At 27.4% G+C, this 19173-nt stretch carries 16 protein-coding genes; 13 read left to right on the top strand and 3 right to left on the bottom strand.

Translation table 11 applies throughout. The annotated features are described in order from the left end of the window. Positions 1 to 160: 160 nt before the first annotated feature. The 13 genes from I0K12_RS14230 to I0K12_RS14170 all read left to right on the top strand — a co-directional run bounded on the left by I0K12_RS14230 (position 161) and on the right by I0K12_RS14170 (position 15610). Complete coding sequence (locus I0K12_RS14230; RefSeq protein ID WP_196888801.1) at positions 161 to 730, top strand: outer membrane beta-barrel protein; 570 nt, start codon at positions 161 to 163, stop codon at positions 728 to 730. Positions 731 to 815: 85 nt separating this feature from the next. Next, a complete protein-coding gene (locus I0K12_RS14225) occupies positions 816 to 2921 on the top strand; it encodes an ATP-binding protein (protein ID WP_196888800.1) in 2106 nt (701 codons plus the stop codon). Then, positions 2911 to 3555, top strand: a complete 645-nt coding sequence (locus I0K12_RS14220; protein WP_196888799.1) for a response regulator transcription factor — start codon at positions 2911 to 2913, stop codon at positions 3553 to 3555. Before I0K12_RS14225 ends, I0K12_RS14220 begins: the two co-directional genes overlap by 11 nt. Positions 3556 to 3734: 179 nt before the next feature. Continuing rightward, the gene (locus I0K12_RS14215) at positions 3735 to 4145 is read left to right on the top strand and encodes a hypothetical protein (RefSeq protein WP_196888798.1); all 411 of its coding nucleotides are present in this window, start codon (positions 3735 to 3737) and stop codon (positions 4143 to 4145) included. A gap of 372 nt (positions 4146 to 4517) precedes the next feature. Further along, a complete protein-coding gene (locus tag I0K12_RS14210) occupies positions 4518 to 4934 on the top strand; it encodes a hypothetical protein (protein ID WP_196888797.1) in 417 nt (138 codons plus the stop codon). A 3-nt stretch (positions 4935 to 4937) separates the two neighbouring features. Next, a complete protein-coding gene (locus tag I0K12_RS14205; protein ID WP_196888796.1) occupies positions 4938 to 5312 on the top strand; it encodes a hypothetical protein in 375 nt (124 codons plus the stop codon). Between the two features lie 309 nt (positions 5313 to 5621). Beyond that, positions 5622 to 6446 carry a GNAT family N-acetyltransferase gene (locus tag I0K12_RS14200; protein ID WP_196888795.1) on the top strand — a complete coding sequence of 275 codons (825 nt, stop codon included), beginning with the start codon at positions 5622 to 5624 and terminating at the stop codon, positions 6444 to 6446. A 180-nt stretch (positions 6447 to 6626) separates the two neighbouring features. Further along, a complete protein-coding gene (locus I0K12_RS14195; RefSeq protein ID WP_196888794.1) occupies positions 6627 to 10550 on the top strand; it encodes a hypothetical protein in 3924 nt (1307 codons plus the stop codon). A 464-nt stretch (positions 10551 to 11014) separates the two neighbouring features. Then, positions 11015 to 11548, top strand: a complete 534-nt coding sequence (locus I0K12_RS14190) for an AAA family ATPase (protein ID WP_196888793.1) — start codon at positions 11015 to 11017, stop codon at positions 11546 to 11548. A 3-nt stretch (positions 11549 to 11551) separates the two neighbouring features. Next, entirely contained in the window at positions 11552 to 13462 is a 1911-nt protein-coding gene (locus I0K12_RS14185) for an ATP-dependent DNA helicase RecQ (RefSeq protein WP_196888792.1), read from the top strand. 81 nt (positions 13463 to 13543) lie between these two features. Further along, positions 13544 to 14488 (top strand): methionyl-tRNA formyltransferase, encoded by a 945-nt coding sequence (fmt, locus tag I0K12_RS14180; protein WP_196888791.1) that lies wholly within the window; start codon positions 13544 to 13546, stop codon positions 14486 to 14488. Positions 14489 to 14674: 186 nt separating this feature from the next. Then, positions 14675 to 14947, top strand: coding sequence for an HU family DNA-binding protein (locus I0K12_RS14175; RefSeq protein WP_196888790.1), 273 nt, complete (start codon positions 14675 to 14677; stop codon positions 14945 to 14947). 102 nt (positions 14948 to 15049) lie between these two features. Next, positions 15050 to 15610 (top strand): YqgE/AlgH family protein, encoded by a 561-nt coding sequence (locus I0K12_RS14170; RefSeq protein WP_196888789.1) that lies wholly within the window; start codon positions 15050 to 15052, stop codon positions 15608 to 15610. A gap of 58 nt (positions 15611 to 15668) precedes the next feature. On the opposite strand, the gene I0K12_RS14165 is transcribed toward I0K12_RS14170, so the two are convergent. From I0K12_RS14165 to I0K12_RS14155, 3 genes are read right to left on the bottom strand one after another with little or no spacing between them, the layout of a single operon-like run. Then, positions 15669 to 16490: an aminotransferase class IV gene (locus I0K12_RS14165; RefSeq protein WP_196888788.1), complete on the bottom strand. Its 822-nt coding sequence runs from the start codon at positions 16488 to 16490 to the stop codon at positions 15669 to 15671. A gap of 51 nt (positions 16491 to 16541) precedes the next feature. After that, a complete protein-coding gene (locus I0K12_RS14160; protein WP_196888787.1) occupies positions 16542 to 17651 on the bottom strand; it encodes an OmpA family protein in 1110 nt (369 codons plus the stop codon). A 10-nt stretch (positions 17652 to 17661) separates the two neighbouring features. Further along, on the bottom strand, positions 17662 to 19173 hold the full coding sequence (locus I0K12_RS14155; RefSeq protein ID WP_196888786.1) for a lipopolysaccharide biosynthesis protein: 1512 nt from the start codon (positions 19171 to 19173) through the stop codon (positions 17662 to 17664).

The raw sequence follows: 19173 nt of genomic DNA, 5'->3' as shown, positions 1-19173 counted from the left end.
AAACCAGCTTCCTTTAGCTGGTTTTTTTCTTTCATATACTTACCAAATATTTTTAACCTTACTTATCTTCATTTAACTTATAAATAATTTATTTTTTATTGTTTATTTTATTTTTTAACATTAATTTCGCACCCGTTTAAATAAAAAACAAAAAATTAGCATGAAAAAATGGATTCTAGCAAGCATGGTTTTTCTAGGTACTTTAACCATTAAAGCTCAAACAGAAAAAGGTTCTTTTCTTGTAAATGGAAACACTAGTTTCTCTTTCAGTAAAAAAACTCAAAAAATTAAAGAATATGATAGTTCGATTACATCATTTAAAGAAAATTTGTTTGGAATAGAAATAAGTGGAGGTTATTTTATCTTAAATAATCTTGCTGGAGGTATAAATCTTGGATACACAAATCGAAAATATCGTGGAGATGAAACTAAAGTTTTTAATATTGGTCCATATGTTAGATACTATTTTGCAAGTAAAAAAATAAAGCCTTTCATAGAAGGAGCATATTTATTTGGAAAAGAAAAATATTTCTATAAAAATGCGAACGAGATTGAAAAAAAAATAAATACTTATAGTGGTAGTTTTGGTGTTGCTTTTTTTATCTTCAAAAATGTATCTTTTGATGTAGCAGCACAATATGTTTACTCAAAACCTTCTAGCTTTAGTGGTTATGAATATTACAATTCTAGATTTAATTTTAGAACAGGTTTCTCCTTTTTTTTGAACTAAACAAAAACCAAATATAAATTTCGAAACTCAAGATCTTTTAGGTCTTGAGTTTTTTATTTCCAAAAATTCTTCTTTAATTTCGAGCATGAAAAAATATCTATTCTATTTTTTATGCCTTCTCTTCTACTCTTCTACTCTTTTTTCACAACAAAAAGAAATTGAAGATGTGCCGTTATTTTTTAAAACTGCACATTTAAAACTTATCGGGAAAGAAAGTGAAAACATCTATAAAAAACTTCACTATATTTATAAAAATGAGAAAGATTTTAATTCAAAAATAAAAGCGGTCAATCTGCTTAATCAATATCATAGTATTTATCGAAATATTGATTCTTCTAAATATTATAATTCAAAATTTATTGAACTTATTGGTGATAGAACCGATGAATTATCTCTGAAAAGATTGACTTCCGCTTATAATTCTAAAGCGATTTCTTTGCTAAATGAAGGTTTAATTGACGAATCGATCAAATGGCATATTGAAGGATTGAAAATAGCTGAAAAGATAAATTTTAAGGATTTTTATTATCGTCACTTAAATGGTTTGGCTCTATGTTATACAAATAAAAATGAAGATAAAAAAGCCGTTCCATATTTTGAAGAATGTTTGAATTATAAAGAAAAACCAGAATTTATTATCGCAGCATTAATTAATCTTGCTTTGATTTATTCGGATAATGAAAATTATACTAAATCCAATAATTACCTTTTTAAAGCTATTGAATTAAGTAAAGAAAATAATCAAATAAGAGGATTGATTATTGGAAATTTAAATCTTGGGGGAAATTATTTAAACCTAAAAAAATATCAGGAAGCTCTGGATTATTTAAATATTGCAAAAGATTATTCTAATGAGCATAATTTTGATGCTTTCTCTCTTGATATTTATTTGAAAAAAGCAATGCTCTTTAGAGAAATTGGCGAAAATCAAAAAGCTAAAGAAATTCTTTGGTCTATTTACCCTACTAGCTTAGATAAAAATATCAAAAGTCGTCAATTGCAGATTTTAAAGGAATTAGAACTTTGTGAGCTCGCAGATAATAATAAATCAAAAGCTTATGATTATTTGGTAAAATACACGCAACTTCAAGATGAAATTGATGAATTACAGAACGAAAAAGAAATTAAAAAACTAGAAATCGAATTTGAAGCTTATCGAAAAGAAAAAGAAATTCAGGCACTTCAGATGTTGAAAAAAGAGAAAGAATTAGTTATTCAAAATCAGAAAAAAGCTTATCAAAATCTGGAGCTTGAAAATCAACTAAAAGAGCAATCTCAGAAATTTGAAATTGAAAAACTGAATAATTTAGCTAAGATTCAAAATACAGAATTAGAACTTTTACAGAAAAAAAGAACTTTAGAAAAAGAAAAAAATGAAAGAATGCGAATGATTCGTATTATTACAATTATTAGTATTTCTATTATTTTAATTTTCATTTTTATTGCGATTTATTTTTATCTAAAAAAATTAAAAACCAAAAACTTACTACACCAAAAACAGGAAATCATTAACCAACAAAAAATCGAAAGCTTGATTAAAAATCAGGAAATTGAGATCATTAATGCTTCTCTGGAAGGTCAGAAAAAAGAAAGGGAACGAATTGCTCAAGAACTTCATGATACGATTGGTGGAAATATTGCTGCAATTAAGCTTCAGATAGGAAATTTAATCCAAAAACACCAACGTTGGAATTCTATCAGCAAGCAAATAAATCATACTTACGAGCAAGTTAGAGATTTATCGCATAGCTTAATGGAAAACAGAGTTTATCAAGGAAAGTTTTCTGAAACAATTTCAAATTACATTCAAAACATAGAAAACTCTACAGAAATAGAATTTCATTTAAATTTGTTTCCAGAATTTGAAATAAATAATTTAGAGGAAAAATATTTAGTCGAATTTTATAAGATAATCCAAGAACTTATCAGTAATACTTTGAAACATGCAAATGCTGAAAATGTCGAGATTCACATCACTTTACACGAAGATGAAGTGAGTTTTATTTATGAAGATGATGGAAAAGGCTTTGAATTAACAGAAATAAATTCGGGTCTTGGACTAAAAAGTATTGAAAAACGAACGAATAAACTAAATGGAATTAGTAATATTGACGCACATCCGATGCGAGGATTTACTTTTTCGTTTACCATACCACTGAAAAAACACAAGGAAATATTACATGAAATATAATTTATTAATTGCTGATGATCATAATCTTTTTGTAGATGGACTGCATAAAATATTGAAGCTTGAAGAAGATTTCAGAATACTTTACACAGCAAATAATGGACAAAAACTGATAAAATACATTGATATTAACCAAAATGAACAAATTGATTTGATTATTTGCGATATGTCTATGCCGGAAATGAACGGAATGGAAGTGAATAATTATATCAAAGAAAAACATCCGAATATTAAAGTTCTGATGGTAAGTATGCATTTGGAAGGAAGAATTATCAGCCAGCTGATTGATGCAAAAGTAGATGGATATATTCCGAAAAACACGGAGATTTCGGAGCTTTTAAAGGCTATTCGAACTATTTTGAATGGAGAAAAATATTTTTCGCAAGAAATAAAAAACATCTTTTTGGAGTATAATATCAACTCGAAAAACACACAAGAAATTAAACTTACAAAGAGAGAAATTGATGTATTGAAACTAATTTCTCAAGAGTTTACTACTTTAGAAATTGCTGAAAAATTATTTATCAGTAAACATACTGTAGAAAGTTATCGAAAAAATATTATGGCAAAAATCAATGCTAAAAACATTGCTGGGCTTACAAAATATGCGATCAAAAAAGGGTATATCGAATGTTAATAACTTAATATTCAAGTAAAAAAATCACAACAAGCTATTTCTATTTTTGAAATAGCTTTTTTTATTCAAAAAATTACCCCCTGAAAACAGGGTGAAAAATAACCCAATTTCTTGTGTTTTTATCTTCCTGATTGTTTAGGAATTTTGTAATCAACAAAAACTAAAAAAACATAACAATTATGGGACTTAAAGAAAAAAGAGCAATAAAAAACTTTCAAGAAAACAACTTCGAAACTTTAAAATCGGAATTAATTGACACTTTAGGATTTGATGTTCCTGTAGAAGTTGAGTGGGAAACATTAGCAAAAGACGGAAATGTAGATTTATATGATGAAGCAATTCCTGCTATTTATTTCCAACCACAAATTGAAACTTTCAAAGATATTTGCCAAGATGATATGGGGAAAGAAGCTATGCAAGAGGTGTTGAAAAAGATTGTTATCAAAAATGAAAACGATATTTGGTCAGCAAGAGATTGGGCAAAATTTGAAGATGGGATTTTGACTTTAGATCATGAAACTACAACTAATATTGGTAATGTGGAAGACAGAGTTTATTATTTAAAAGAACTTATCGAGGGGGCTCTATAATCTTTTTTTGACATTTTAAAATGTTGCTTATAATAAGGAGAGCTTATTTAAATTTATATCAAAATATTTTGTTCGTTTCTTAAAAGCTCTTTTTTGTCTTTTTTCTCGTCCATAGCTATGCTATGCACTCCAAAAAAGCCTTCAAAATAGCAATTTAATAAGCTACAAAATAAATCTGACACAAATATAATTAAGCTCTAATCTAAATTCCGAAGAGAAGTTTGAAAAATGAAAAATATTTATTTGAGTTGAGAAACAAAACTCGAAAAGCTAAATAGTAAAAATTACTTTGTTCATATTTTATAATGGGGGTTATAAAATTCGAAATCAAGATTTATCTATATTTTTCAAACTTTCTCTTTTTTTAAAACTATGGCAAAACCAAAACTAGGAATGAACGTCCATCAATATGTTGGAAATGAAGGTTCGGTTCCTTTTACAGTAAAAATTCTTTCCATTGGAGAAAAGTCAGAAGGCGATGTTTTGATTGAATTTCGAGATATTGAAGATACATTGAATTGTAAAGTTTATCGATACAAAAAAGAAGTTATTTTCAAAGATATGACAGAAATTAAATATCAATACACTACAGATGAAGTTGTTGGAAATGATTCGTTCACTCCAGTAATTATTCATCAAACGCCAGAAGAAACGAAAATTTTGGTTCGTTTTCTAGAAGATGACCTTTGGAAAGCTGTATATCCTAAAATGTTTCAGAAAAACTTAGATCCATTTTTTATGTATAAATATTATATGGAGCAGGTTTTTTGTAAAAAAGTTAGAAGATAAACTATGTACGAAGTAAAACACCTTATTATCGCGCTGGAAAGATGTGAAATGGCTGCTTCTCATTTTGAATCAAATCAGAAGATTTTTCAGGGAATGCGATTAAAAAAAGCGTATAAAAAACTGATTGAAATTATTGAATATAATTTTCATTATTCTCAGGATGTGGATAGAGAAAAATTGATGAATTTATTATTCTTTGCAGAAGATTGGATTCATAATTTTGATAATGAAATTAAAAAACTGGATTCAGAAAATATAGATGTTGTTGTAAAACTTCCAGTTTTTGAAAATGCTATTCAGTATCCAACTGAATATATTGATTCTCTAAAGACAGAGTTTGAAGCTCCAGGTTGGCATCATGATGAGCCAAGATGGTAGCAATTGAGTTAGTAATTAAAGAGTACATTCAACTATTTTCGACCCAAAATCTCTTATTCTGAAAATAGTTAATGTACTTTTTATTTTATTAAATAGTTTCTTAAGACTAATTATTTCTCTCTTAGTTCCTACTTCAATTTTATTTCTTTGGTTTTCATAATATTTATTTTCATCCTATTTATATCTTCATTTCTATAATATCTATTTCCCTTTTGATTTCAAGTGTTATATAAAATATTTATTCTATTAATGTTTTATTTCTATCTTTTGGAGAAAATTCAAGGGAGAAAAATTAAATCTATTTAAAAAATGAAAATAAAAACCTTAGAAAACATACCATTTGAAGTTATATTAAATTGTTTTTTAGAATCTTTTTCTGATTATTATGTAAAAATGCCACAAGATTCTGATTATTATAAAATTCGTTGGAAAGCTGCCAAAGTGGATTTTCGATTTTCTTATGGAATGTTTGATGAAGAAAAATTAGTTGGATTAATTATTCATGGAATTGATTTTCGTGATGGAGAAAAAGTTGCTTTCAATACAGGAACTGGAGTAATTCCAAATTATCGAGGGCAAAAAATTACTAGTAAAATTTATGATTTCGCTTTAAAACATTTGAAAGAAAATGATTTTACTTTATTGAAATTAGAAGTTATAAGAGAAAATCAAAATGCAATTCATGTGTATCAAAAAGTTGGTTTTGAAATTTGTAAAAAATACAAATGTTATATTTCTGATTTTGAAAACATAGAGGTTTCATCCTTAGATTTTGAAATTAAATCTGTTGAAAAAGAAAATTTTAACTGGAATTATCCTAATGAAATTCATTCTTGGGATAATCACAAGAATTCTATCACAAGTGGGGAATCTAAGTATTTTTATATTCAAAATAAAGACAAAATCGAATCTTATTTTATCATCAATTCTTTTGGAAACATTTCTCAATTTCAAATTATAGAAAATAATTCTATAAATAAGATTTATGAAAGATTATTTTATGGAATAAATTCAAAAATAAATCCTATAAAATTGATCAATATTGAAGAACAATATGAAGAGAAAATTCAATTTATTGAAAAAAATAATTTTAAAACTATTGTAGATCAATTTGAAATGGAAATGAAAATTTAAACCACTGAACAATTAATTATTAAATACCGAAAACAAGAAATCATCTAGTAAATTCGATAATCTAATTTTTATTTCAATATTTAAAATTATCTATTTCAGAAACAAGTCAAAAACAAATTCAATTCTTAAATTAGACTTTTAATAAAAACATTATATCTAAAATAAAATTTGTTAACAATTATGAAAAAAACTACTTTATTAGAACCAAATGAATCTTATATCCATTGTAGAATCGACACTCCAATTCAATTCTTTGACTCTGAAAATGAATTGCTATTTCTTGTAACAAATAAAGTCTTATACATCAAATCTTTGGAAGATAAATTACTTTGTAAACTAGACCCTTTCATGGAGATAAGTGGAATTTTTAAAACTAATGTTCCAAATGAATATATTGCATATGAATTAGATGATTATAAAGATCAATTTATATTAGATTTTTGTCTTTTTAATTTTGAAAATAATGAAGTTCTGATTAAAAACAAATACACGATTCGACATGATGATAAATCTCATTTCTTAAGTAATTTTGATAAAACTAAAGCTATTACAGAAATTGACGGAAAATTAGTTTTATCTACTTCAAAAGGCTGGATTTCCTTTGATAAATATTCAGGAGAAAATCTAACATTTTTGCATAATGAAAAACCAACAATTCACCCTGATTTTAAACCTGAAGAAGATTGTTCTGAAGCTATAAAAAAATTTCTTCTTCCTCATGAGGATAAAAAATTAAAAAACTGCTACTTTTTAGAAGATAAAATTCATGTTATTTATATTTTCAAGAATAAATCTCAAAATAATGTTATTTGGATTTATAATATTTTAAAAAATGAATTCTACTATTTAGAAACAACAAAATATGGAATTGATTTTAAAATTTATGGAGATAAACTTACTTTTATGAGAAATAATGGTGAGTTTAATATTTTAAATCTCGAAAATTTTAAAGAAATAAAATCTGTAGAAATTGATTATTTTGATTCTTATACAGCATTAGAAGATTATCACTGGAATAACAATGAAGATACTATAAACATATTTCAGCAATATCAGGAATATGATAAATACAAATTAAGAGTTCGAAGATACGATTTGAATAATTCTGATGGCTCTCATAAAAATACAATTGATTCTTATCAAATTCCTAAGAATACTCGCATTTATTTTTTAATTGATAATTCTGTTTCTATTATTTTTGAAGATGCTTTTTACACTTGTCATCTAACAGAAATCCCAAATATTTTTGACAAATACAATAAAGAGATTTTTTACGTTCAAAAACATGATTATCCTACTTTTGCAGAAAAATATTCTGATTTCAGGACTCCTAATAATTATTTTATAGAAACATTTAAAAAGACTTCTTATCTATTTTGTCACAAAAACAATATTATCCTTAATAATAAAAATGACAAATTTATCAACATCAAAAATAATTCAAAATTAGAACTAAAAGAAAATCTTACTAGTTTATATGGTACTATTTTCGATGCTTTTGGAGATCATGTTTTATTGATTAATAATCAGAAAATTTATTATCTAAATGTTGAAAATAAAATTGAAATAGAATCTGCTCTTCCTCCTTTTCGCTTCAATACTTTTATCACTCAAAAAAATCAAATATTACAAGGAACCGACGAACAATTGATTTACAGTGATGTTTTTGGAATGGAACAAAGAGAAATTGCAAAAGGTAATTTTATTATTAAAAACCCTCTTTTTCAAAGATCTAAATTTGAAATTCTGAAACAAATTGATGATAATAATTTCATATTCTGCCAATTTGATGAAAAAACTACAAAATTATCGGAATGGTTTATGATGGAAATTAGACTACATAATTTGATAGACTATATGGTTCATGAAAATCATATTTATATTATCACTGAAGAAACTATCAGAGGAAAAAAACGCTATTCTTTCAATTATATTTTTTCAAAGTACAATCTTGATGGTACTTTGGTTAAAAAATTCGAATATGAACATCCAAATTATGAAAATTCTGTTGGTTTCTACCCTACTCCAAAAGAAGATATTTTTGAAATAATTCTAAATTCTGGAAAAATTATAACTATAGATTTTAAAGAAGAAAAACTTAGTCATGAAAATTTAACTTCAGAAATTATAAAAATAAAAGCTCCTTTTTATACAAAAGATGAAAACATCGTATTTATCAATGAAAAGGATCATGGAATTTATTCATTCTCTTTAGCATCTAGGATTTCTTCTGATTATTTAGTAAAAGAAATTACAGAAACAGAAGAAGTAGATTCTGAAACAATCAAACAAAAAGAAAAAGAAGCTCTAGAAAAAGAATATTTAAAAAGATTACATAAAAATATTTCTTTCAAAGAAGCTATTTTACCAAAGAAAAAAACAGTATTTCAACTACCAGATTCTTGGGAAAACTATGATTTTGAAACGAACTTTGAGGAACTTAGAACATATCTTTTTGATTTAGAAGAAAAAGAAGGAATCACAGATTTACATCATCAAATCACCAATAAATTGAAAGATAAATTGGTTTTAAAAACACCATTCACTGTGATGGAAAAGAAGGATTATCAAAATTTTAAATATTTGAGTCCTGATGGAAAATATACAGTTTCTTTAAATATCTATTTTTCAAAAATAGAAGATGGAGAAACTTGCTTAAAACTTTGGGAAAATGAAACTGGAGGATTTATCGATGCAATTCAATTAAATGGAAATACAGATTCTTCTTATGCTGAAAATTATTATCTGAAATGGAGTCCAAATAGCGATTATTTTACAGTTGCTGTAGACAGTTCTCTTTGGATTATTCCTCTTAAAAATTTTGGAGAAAATAGTATTGAAATAAAAGGAGAAAACACACCTTATTGGGATATAAATTCGGATGGAACTAAAATTGTTTTGTTTAATCAAAAATGTGAAAAAGCAAAGATCATTCACTTAGATGCATCTGATTTACAAAACTATAAAATAGAAGAATTTGACACGCCACATAATGTAAAATCTTACACTTTTCTGAATCCAGAATGGGCTGGAAATGACAAATATTTTTTCATTCGCTTAGACGATTATCAATATAGAGAAACACTTTTCCATAGTTATCTTTATGTTTATGACGCTGAAACATTGGAAGAAGTAGATTCGGACGAAAAAGCATATGAGATAAATCCAAGGTCTTTTGTTTTAAATAAATCGAATAAACTAGCACAGGCTCATGGATTTTATTTGAACATTCCATATGATAGTAATAAAGAGTATATCACAGATTATTTGATAGATTTAGAAGTTTATCCAGAGTTGGAAAAAGTTTTCAGTTATGAAAATAAAAGTGCGAGACTATTGTTTGTAAATCCACACAATGAGGATGTATTTTGTTTTCATAAAAAAAGAATTATTTCTTATTGGAAAAACAATGAATGTGTAACTGCTCAAGTACTTCCAAATGCAGAAGGACTAGATTTAGAATTGGATTATGATCGTTTTGGAAGTTTTAATTTCTTCTGGTCTTTGGATTCTAATATGTTTATGTTAAATGAAAAAAATGGAAGTATCATTTATCAATATCAAGATGGAAAGTTTAAACCAATAACACATTGGGATTTCTCTTCTAACTTCAACAATGTTGAACTTACTCAAAATGGGGAAATCATCGCAAATCCAATTGATGGAAATAATGATATTATTGTTTTTCAAAATCTTTTCTCAAAGAAAACGAAAAGATATTTCAATCAAAGCTTTTTACAAACTATAGATATTTTCAACAAAAACTATTCTGAAAATCCTTTAGAAAGTGGAACTTATTTTCCAATTTCTGAAGAAGCTGTTTCAGTTTTTCAAAACCTAGAAGAAAAAGAAAATGAGTATTTTTCAATTTCATCTCGTAACAAAAAGACTTTCCGATTGAGCAATCTTGATTACATGAAAACAATTGATCATAACAAAGAGTTTTCAGAAGAAGAAAAAAGCAAAATTTTCAGTGTAGAAATCACAAATCAAAATGAAATTAAAACCGATTTTAAAAATAAAAAAGCATTAGATTTATTTATAAACTATAACTATTTAAATAAATATTCTTGGCCTTGGCGCTGGGATGAAAACAGTATTTAATTTCTAAATTCGGGAATACTCAGAGTAAGCCTGATAAAATCTAATAAATTTCCAAAATGAATTCTCTTTTTCGTTTTGGAAATTTTTATTTAAAAGCTTTTTTAAAACTATTTTTTGAGACATTTTTTTCCATTAAAATCATTTTATCTGCTTTTTTCTGTAAATTTTTCAATGAATAAAATTGATTTTCTGTTCTAAATTGGACATTTTTCAGCTTAATTTCAAACAAATTTCACCTTAAAAAACACTCATTTTATTGATTTTTTATTTTATATTTTTCTTAATTATTTAACATTAAAAATATATTTAAATAAAAATAAATGAAATTAAAAATAACATTACTACAATTAATTCATGTCAAATATTTATTTTTAAAAATCATCAAAACCGACCAAAACCCTGAAGCAATCTATCTTTTTTAAGCTTTTAACTTTCTAAATTCAACTAATATACTATTTTTGCACATGCAAAAGAAGGTATTAATCATCGGTGGTCCAGGAACGGGAAAATCAACTGTTTTAAATGAGTTGATTCGTAGAGAATATTTGTGTATGCCAGAGATTTCGAGAGAAGTTACAAGGAAAGCACAAGAGGAAGGTATTGATCAGTTATTTTTAACAGATCCGCTACTTTTCAGTAAAATGTTATTAGAAGGAAGAATCCAACAATATATAGATGCAGAAAACTCAGATAATTCTGTAGTGTTTTTCGACAGAGGAATTCCAGATGTTCACGCTTACATGAACTACATCAGCATCGACTATCCAGAAATTTATAAAGAAAGTAGTTTGAAATATAAATACGATCAAGTATTTTTAATGCCACCTTGGGAAAAAATCTACATCACTGATAATGAAAGATACGAGTCTTTTGAGCAATTATTAGCAATTCATAACCATTTGAAAAGAGCTTACGAAGAGCTAGGTTATAAAATTGTAGAAGTTCCTTTTGGAAATATTGAAGAAAGAACAGAATTTATTCTAAAAAATATAAACTAAAAAATGCAACAATCTCCTCTTGACATTCTACAAAAGTATTGGAAGTATAATTCTTTTAAAGAAGGTCAAGAGGAAATAATTCAATCGATTCTTGACAAAAAAGATACGATTGCACTTTTACCTACCGGAGGAGGAAAATCCATTTGTTACCAAGTTCCAGCTTTGCTTTCTGAAGGAATTTGCGTTGTTATCTCTCCCCTACTCGCTCTGATCAAAGATCAAATCCAACAATTAGAAAAAAGAAATATTCGAGCTTTGTCATTTTTACCAAAAATGACGCAGAATGATATTGTCCGAACTTTTGATAATTTGAAGTTTGGAAAATATAAATTTCTCTATATTTCTCCAGAAAGATTACAATCTAGTTTGATTCAAGAAAAACTAAAAGAATTACCAATTTCTTTTGTGGCAATTGATGAAGCGCATTGTATTTCGGAATGGGGACATGATTTTAGACCTTCTTATTTGCAGATTAAAAAAATTCGAGAAATTCAACCGAATATTCCAATTGTTGCATTGACTGCTACGGCTACAAATCAAGTTTTAAAAGACATTGCTAAAAATCTAGAATTTAAAGATTTTACTTTTTTCAAAAAATCCTTTTACAAGAAAAATTTAGCATATCAGTTTTTTAAAACAGAAGATAAAATTTCGAGAATTGAACAGATTTTACAGAAATTTCGAAATAAACCTGTGATTATTTATACCAATAATCGAATGGGAACGGAGAAATTGAGTAATTATCTAAATCAAAGAGGATTTTCTACTTCTTTTTTCCATGCAGGATTGACGCAGGAAGAAAAAGACAAAACTTTTGAAAATTGGTTTGAAGAAAAAACTTCTACGATTATTGCTACCAATGCTTTCGGAATGGGAATTGACAAAGCAAATGTTCGTGTAGTAATTCATTATACGCTGCCAAATTCTATCGAAAATTATGTGCAAGAAGCTGGAAGAGCTGGTCGTGATTTGGGAAAAGCATTTTCGGCAGTTTTATATAATGAGGAAGATTTATACCAGCTTAGAACTAAAAATGAGAAAAACGAAGCTTCTGTTTCTTTTGTAAAAAGTATTTATAAACAGTTGAATCAATATTTTCGTATTTCAAATGGAGAAATTCCTGAAGAAACTTTTCTTTTTGATTTACAAGAATTTTGTACTACTTATAATTTTTCGCCTCAAAAAGCTTTCAATGCTTTTAATTATTTAGAAAGAGAAAATATCATTGCAATTGATAGAAATTTTAATAAAAAATCTTCGCTACAGGTTTTAGTTCCGAGTAATTATGCAATTCGATATATTGAACGAGATACTTTAAAAAGTCATCTGCTGAAAATTTTGATTCGAAATTATGGAGGTTTGTTTGAAAATTTTGTTCCAATTGATGAAAGTGTTTTAAGTAAAAAATTACATCTTTCTAAAAGAGTGATTATTCAATATTTGGAAGAATTACAACAAGAAGAAATTTTAGAATATCGACAATCTTCGAACAAAGCAGAACTTCAGTTTTTAGTTCCACGAGAAGATGATCGAACGATAAATAGGATTTCGAAAACCATAGAACAACAAAATAAATTAAAAAAGCATAAAATCGACAATTTTGTTTCCTTGATTGAAGAAGATGATATTTGTAGAAGTAAGCAAATTTTGGCTTATTTCTCTGAAAAATCAGATGCAGATTGTGGAATTTGTGATGTTTGTATTTCTAAAAAATCGAAAAGTAAAAAAGTAGATTTCCAGAGCTTTTGCAAAAGTATTTTGAGCTATTTAAAAACAAAAGAAAAAGCGACTTCAAGAGAAATTATTGCGCATTTTGGTTTTGGTCAAGAAAACACACTTTATGCTTTAAATATTCTTCTTGAAAAAAAATTAATTCGATTATCTTCGCAAAACAATTTTGAATTAGTCAAATAATCTTATTTTTAAACTAAAGTTCTATTTATCAATTCAAAAGAAAATCGTAAGTCTAATTTTAACGATTAAAACCAAGCTAAAATGAGAGATTTGAGAATCGTCTTTATGGGAACACCAGATTTTGCTGTGACTATTTTGGACGGATTATTAGAAAATAATTATAATGTTGTTGCAGTAATTACTGCGCCAGACAAACCAGCAGGAAGAGGAAGAAAATTGAATCAATCTGCGGTAAAAAAATATGCTTTAGAGAAAAATCTTCCTGTTTTACAACCAACAAATTTGAAAAATGAGGAGTTTTTAGCAGAATTAGAAAGTTATAAGCCAAATTTAAATATTGTGGTTGCTTTCCGTATGTTGCCAAAAGTAGTTTGGGGAATGCCAGAATATGGAACTTTCAATCTTCATGCTTCGCTTCTTCCAGAATATCGTGGTGCTGCGCCAATTAACTGGGCAATTATCAATGGAGAAACAAAAACTGGAGTTACTTCTTTCTTTATCGATGAAAAAATTGATACGGGAGAAATTATTTTACAAAAAGAAACACCAATTTCAGAATCAGAAACTGTTGGAGAACTTCATGATCGTTTGATGCACATGGGAAGTGAGGTGGTTGTAGAAACTGTAAAATTAATTGCAGAAGATAAAGTAACAACACAAAAGCAACCTGAGAAAGAAGAAAAGACAGCATACAAAATCCACACAGATACTTGTAAAATTAATTGGGAAAATAATTTAGAAGCTATTTATAATCATATTCGTGGTCTAAATCCATATCCTGCAGCTTGGACAAATATAATTTCTGGAGAAAAAGAACTTTCTGCTAAGATTTATAATGTAGAAAAAGTATATGAAGAACATTCTTTAGAAAACGGACAAATTGTAGCTTCAAAATCGGATTTAAAAGTAGCTGTAAAGGACGGATTTTTGAAAATTAACTCTTTAAAACTATCAGGAAAAAAGTTAATGGATTCTAAAAGTTTGATGAACGGATTTAGCTTTGAGGAAAACGCTCGCATGTACTGATTTTACTATTGTTTTAGCCCATTTCAAGCTTTTTAGCGAGGAGGTTATTAACAATTTCACTGAGTTATTAACAATTTATGGTTTTTTTTGGGATAAAACTTGTGTAAACCCTCATTCCGTCTATATTTGTTATACAATTTTTGAATAAATATATTGTTTAACCAAATTAATTCAACATTTTAAATTATGAACAAATCAGATTTAATTGATGCAATGGCTGCTGACGCAGGAATTTCTAAAACTGCTGCAAAAGCTGCTTTAGAGTCTTTAACGAACAACGTAACTGAGTCTTTAAAGAAAGGTGATAAAGTTGCTTTAGTAGGATGGGGAACTTGGTCTGTATCTAAGAGAGAAGCAAGAACTGGAAGAAACCCTCAAACAGGGAAAGAAATCCAAATCGCTGCTAAAAATGTTGTAAAATTTAAAGCAGGAGCTTCTTTAGCAGATTCTGTAAACTAAATTTTATATTAAAATATAATTAAAAGGCTTTCTTTTAACAATAAAGAAAGCTTTTTTTGTACCTAAAATATTTAAATTTAAGTATTCAAAAATTTATTTCTAATGATCTTAAAAAATCCAATAAAAGGAAACTTACTGGTTGCCGAACCATCTATTTTAAATGACTCTTCATTTAATAGAACTGTTATACTTTTAACCGAGCATAACCAAAATGAAGGTTCTGTTGGATTTATTTTGAACAAGCCTACAAAATACACCTTACATGATTTAATTCCGAGTGTAAAAAGCTCTTTTAAGATTTATCATGGTGGACCTGTAGAACAAGAAAACCTTTATTTTATTCATAAAGTTCCTGATTTGATTCCGAACAGTATTGAAGTTGCTGATGGAATATTTTGGGGAGGAGATTTTAAAATTGTAAATACTCTTTTAAATGAAGATAAATTAAGTGAAGACGATATTCGTTTCTTTTTAGGTTATTCTGGTTGGGGTTCTTCTCAATTGCTAGAAGAAATCAAAATCGATTCTTGGCTTGTTGTTGAAAATAAATATAAAAACATTCTGAAGATTGATGATTCTAACATCTGGAAAAATCAGCTTCTAAAAATGGGTGGCGACTACGCTATTTGGGCAAACGCTCCTAGCAATCCGAACTTAAACTAAAAAAGGATTAAACTTACTGAAAAGCTTAATCCTTTTTTCTTTATTTTTTCTTGAAAAATTACATATTCATTAATCTTTCCAATTGTACTCTTAATTCGTCTGCAACTTCTGTTCCGTAAACTTTCTTTCTATAATTTGTAATAGATTGAATTCCTACAATTGCATTTGTAATAAACAACTCATCCGCTTTTAGTAAATCAAAAGGAGAAATTGTAGCCTCTTTTAAAGTCATGTTCATATTCTTTGAAATAATCTCTAAAAGTTTCTTTCTCACTACTCCTTTTACACATCCTTCTGTCAATGCTGGTGTGATGATTTCATCTCCTTTTACCAAAAAGAAATTCCCGTTGATTACTTCTGCAACGTGTTTTTTCTCGTTTAATAAAATACAGTTATCCAACTCATTTTCTTCTGCAAAAATACTCGCTACAACATTCAACATTTTATTTGTTGTTTTCACTGTAGAAAGTAAACCAGAATACACATAATAATCTTTAAATAAATCTACCGTATATTTTTCTTTAATCGCAACTGTCAAAGGCGCAGAAGTAACTAAATAATCAATATCTCTAGACTCTGGTGTGTATAATCCTCCATCTTTTCTAGAAACTGTAAAACGTATTCGGAAATTATCTTCTTTATTTGGAATTGTTTTTAAAACTTCTTCTTCAAAAAATTCAAGTGTAAAGCTCATCGGAATTTCCATACGAAGCATTCGCATTGAAGCCATTAAACGGAAATAATGATCTTCAGTAAAAACCACTTTTCCACCTAAAACTTTAATCGTTTCAAAAATTGCATCTCCGTAATTGAAAGCTCTATTTTTACTAGAAATATTCAATTCTGCTTCCGTAATTACACTTCCATTAAAATTCAACATATTGTATAAAATTTTGAAATGCAAATGTAACTAGACTTCTCTAATTTTTCGCTATTTTTTTCGAATAAAAAACTCCACTCTCCTATTCTTTGCTCTTCCTTCTTCTGTTTCGTTAGAAGCTACTGGTCGAGAGTTTCCATATCCTTTTGTTTTAATTCTTTCTTCTTCAATTTCTTTGGAAATAAAATACTGTGCAACCGCTTTTGCTCGATCAATGGATAAATTATGATTAAACAACAAACTACCGACATTATCCGTATGTCCGTGGATTTCAATTTTAAATTCTGGATGTCTTTTCAAATAAGCTGCAAGTTTTTCTAATTCTTTCAGAGAATCTTCTACCAAAGTTGCTTTATTCGTTTCAAACAAAACATCTTTTAAAGTATATTTTGTATCTATTTCTATTGCGATTTCCTCAACTTCTGGCTCTGGTTCTGGCTCAATTTTCTCCAAAGGAATCATTTCAACCATATCTAAAAAATAATATGCATAACCTTTCTTTTCAAATTCTCCAGGTTTCGCCTTTTTTTCTGTACCATTTGTAGCTCTAAAATTTCCTATCACAAAGAAGGTTTCATATCCTTCTGCTATAAATTCTAAAGTTACTTTTTGCCAATTTTCTTGATCATCCCAAAAAGTATCAGAATTGATTTCTTTATAGTGTAATTTCTTAGAATATCGCTGAATATCTGGTTTTGTGATAATTTTATTTGTAGGAACAATTATTGGTTTTTCTAAAAAAACTACACCCAAATCTTTTATCGAATAATTATAAGATTCTGCACTACTGATATAAAAACTCAAACGATATTTTCTATGTTGCTCTAATGTATCAATTAACTCTCCTTGAATGTATTCTCGATAATTTCCGCCATCTTTTAAAACAATAAATCCAATATAGTTTTGACCAGATTTTGCTTGTTGAGATCCTGCAAAATTATTAATCAGACCAACATTCTCTTTTCCTTCTTTAAAACATGCATTGAACAAATCTGGTGTTGCTAGATTTCCTTTTGTCCAATTTTCTACATTTCCTTGAATCATATCCAAAGTATGCGCACATTCTTTTGTGTTTTCAAAACTCGGGTTTTTAACCAAATTTTGTCCTATAGAATTTAAAATTCCGATTAAGAATAAAGAAAAAAGTAATGTTGTTCTCATATATTTTATTTTAAAATAATTTTCGTTTTTGAATGATATTTTGAATTGTCTTATTTAAATCTAACGATAATTTAAGACTATAAATTACAACAAGATACAAGAAGCTTACCAAAATAGATCGAATAATTATAGAAAGTACTGGACTTATGTTTTTATCAAAAACAATAATATCTTTTATAAAAGTAAAAGCATCATTTGGAATTTGAGAAAAACCTAAAAAAGCGATCACAATACAAGCTATGGAAATCCAAGTTTTAGATGTAAAAGGAAGAAAACCAAATTTTCTTTTGACTAAAACAATTCCAACAATTCCGAAAATTACATTGGTAATCAAAGTTGCTAAAGCTGCTCCATCATTTCCAATTTTTGCAATTAAAATTCTATTGAAAACAATCACAGTTAAAGCCATTCCCACAGAAATATAAAAGAATAATCTGTAGTATTTAGAATTTGCAATTATGATTTTATTCGTTCCTAAAAGCATATCAAAAAGTTTTGCAATAGAAATAATCAACACCACCCAAATTCCTTCCGTATAACTTGGTTTATTAATAATTTTGTACATATCTAAAATGTTCAAATTGATTAATAGAAACAACAAACCTCCAACAACTAACAAATTAATCGAACTTTTATGATACAATCGTTCTACTTCATTATTATCGTTATTATTCAACGCTTTTGCGGTAAGTGGCGTAATGATTTGTTGCATAGCACGAAGTGGAATTCCAACTACAGAACCAATATAAATTGCCACCGAATAATAAGCAACTTCTTCAATTTCTATCAGTTGAGGAATCATCACTTTATCAATTTCCAGCAAAATACTTCCAGCTGAACCAGCTACAATAATAAAAAAGGAATAAGAAAAAAGCTGTTTTACATTATCTGGAATCGTAAAATTGAATTTTGGTGTATAAACAATCAAAGCATATACAATCATAATCAGCATTCTGAAGAAATAAACAGCAAGCATTGCCAAAACAAATTGCTCTTCATTTATGACTTTAAAATAAACCAAAAACAACAAAATTGTAGCACAAACTCTATGAAATATTTCTTTGACAAAATTCCCGAAAACCGATTTTAATTTCACTTTTGTCCAAGCATAAAAAACCTCAAAATATCCCATAAAAATTGCAGAGAAAAAGATAATAAAACTATAATTTTTTATAATTGCATTTTTAGAAGAAATCCATGTGGAAATTCCATTATAAAAAGTGGTTCCTATCAACCCGAGAGGAATGATAAAAAACAAAGGCATCAGCAAAGTAAAACTCAAAAATTGATCTTGTTTTTCTTTGGTCGAAAAACTTGAAAAAAACTTGATAATTGTGTGTTGTGTACCGAAAACTACCAAAGGTAAAATCAGATTGGCGGCAGAAAAAAGGAAAGTTACTAAACCGTAATAATCCTCATCAATAAAATGTGTGTATAAAAACAACGTATTGATTCCTCCAATAGCAAAACCAAGAAAAAGAATTAGTGTGTTTCGAAAAGATTGTGATAAAACAACACTCAT

It is taken from the genome of Aureivirga sp. CE67 (assembly GCF_015767245.1).
In the GTDB taxonomy this organism is placed as follows: Bacteria; Bacteroidota; Bacteroidia; order Flavobacteriales; family Flavobacteriaceae; genus Aureivirga.
Note: the sequence above shows the minus strand (reverse complement) of the source record. Positions and strands in the feature narration are given on the sequence as shown.

Excerpts from the sequence above, each read along its gene's own strand:
- I0K12_RS14170 (WP_196888789.1), top strand. The coding sequence starts at position 15,050 with ATGATCTTAAAAAATCCAATAAAAGGAAACTTACTGGTTGCCGAACCA.
- I0K12_RS14195 (WP_196888794.1), top strand. The coding sequence starts at position 6,627 with ATGAAAAAAACTACTTTATTAGAACCAAATGAATCTTATATCCATTGT.
- I0K12_RS14230 (WP_196888801.1), top strand. The coding sequence starts at position 161 with ATGAAAAAATGGATTCTAGCAAGCATGGTTTTTCTAGGTACTTTAACC.
- I0K12_RS14175 (WP_196888790.1), top strand. The coding sequence starts at position 14,675 with ATGAACAAATCAGATTTAATTGATGCAATGGCTGCTGACGCAGGAATT.
- I0K12_RS14200 (WP_196888795.1), top strand. The coding sequence starts at position 5,622 with ATGAAAATAAAAACCTTAGAAAACATACCATTTGAAGTTATATTAAAT.
- I0K12_RS14185 (WP_196888792.1), top strand. The coding sequence starts at position 11,552 with ATGCAACAATCTCCTCTTGACATTCTACAAAAGTATTGGAAGTATAAT.
- I0K12_RS14220 (WP_196888799.1), top strand. The coding sequence starts at position 2,911 with ATGAAATATAATTTATTAATTGCTGATGATCATAATCTTTTTGTAGAT.
- I0K12_RS14210 (WP_196888797.1), top strand. The coding sequence starts at position 4,518 with ATGGCAAAACCAAAACTAGGAATGAACGTCCATCAATATGTTGGAAAT.
- I0K12_RS14155 (WP_196888786.1), bottom strand. The coding sequence starts at position 19,173 with ATGAGTGTTGTTTTATCACAATCTTTTCGAAACACACTAATTCTTTTT.
- I0K12_RS14225 (WP_196888800.1), top strand. The coding sequence starts at position 816 with ATGAAAAAATATCTATTCTATTTTTTATGCCTTCTCTTCTACTCTTCT.
- I0K12_RS14190 (WP_196888793.1), top strand. The coding sequence starts at position 11,015 with ATGCAAAAGAAGGTATTAATCATCGGTGGTCCAGGAACGGGAAAATCA.
- fmt (WP_196888791.1), top strand. The coding sequence starts at position 13,544 with ATGAGAGATTTGAGAATCGTCTTTATGGGAACACCAGATTTTGCTGTG.
- I0K12_RS14160 (WP_196888787.1), bottom strand. The coding sequence starts at position 17,651 with ATGAGAACAACATTACTTTTTTCTTTATTCTTAATCGGAATTTTAAAT.
- I0K12_RS14205 (WP_196888796.1), top strand. The coding sequence starts at position 4,938 with ATGTACGAAGTAAAACACCTTATTATCGCGCTGGAAAGATGTGAAATG.
- I0K12_RS14165 (WP_196888788.1), bottom strand. The coding sequence starts at position 16,490 with ATGTTGAATTTTAATGGAAGTGTAATTACGGAAGCAGAATTGAATATT.
- I0K12_RS14215 (WP_196888798.1), top strand. The coding sequence starts at position 3,735 with ATGGGACTTAAAGAAAAAAGAGCAATAAAAAACTTTCAAGAAAACAAC.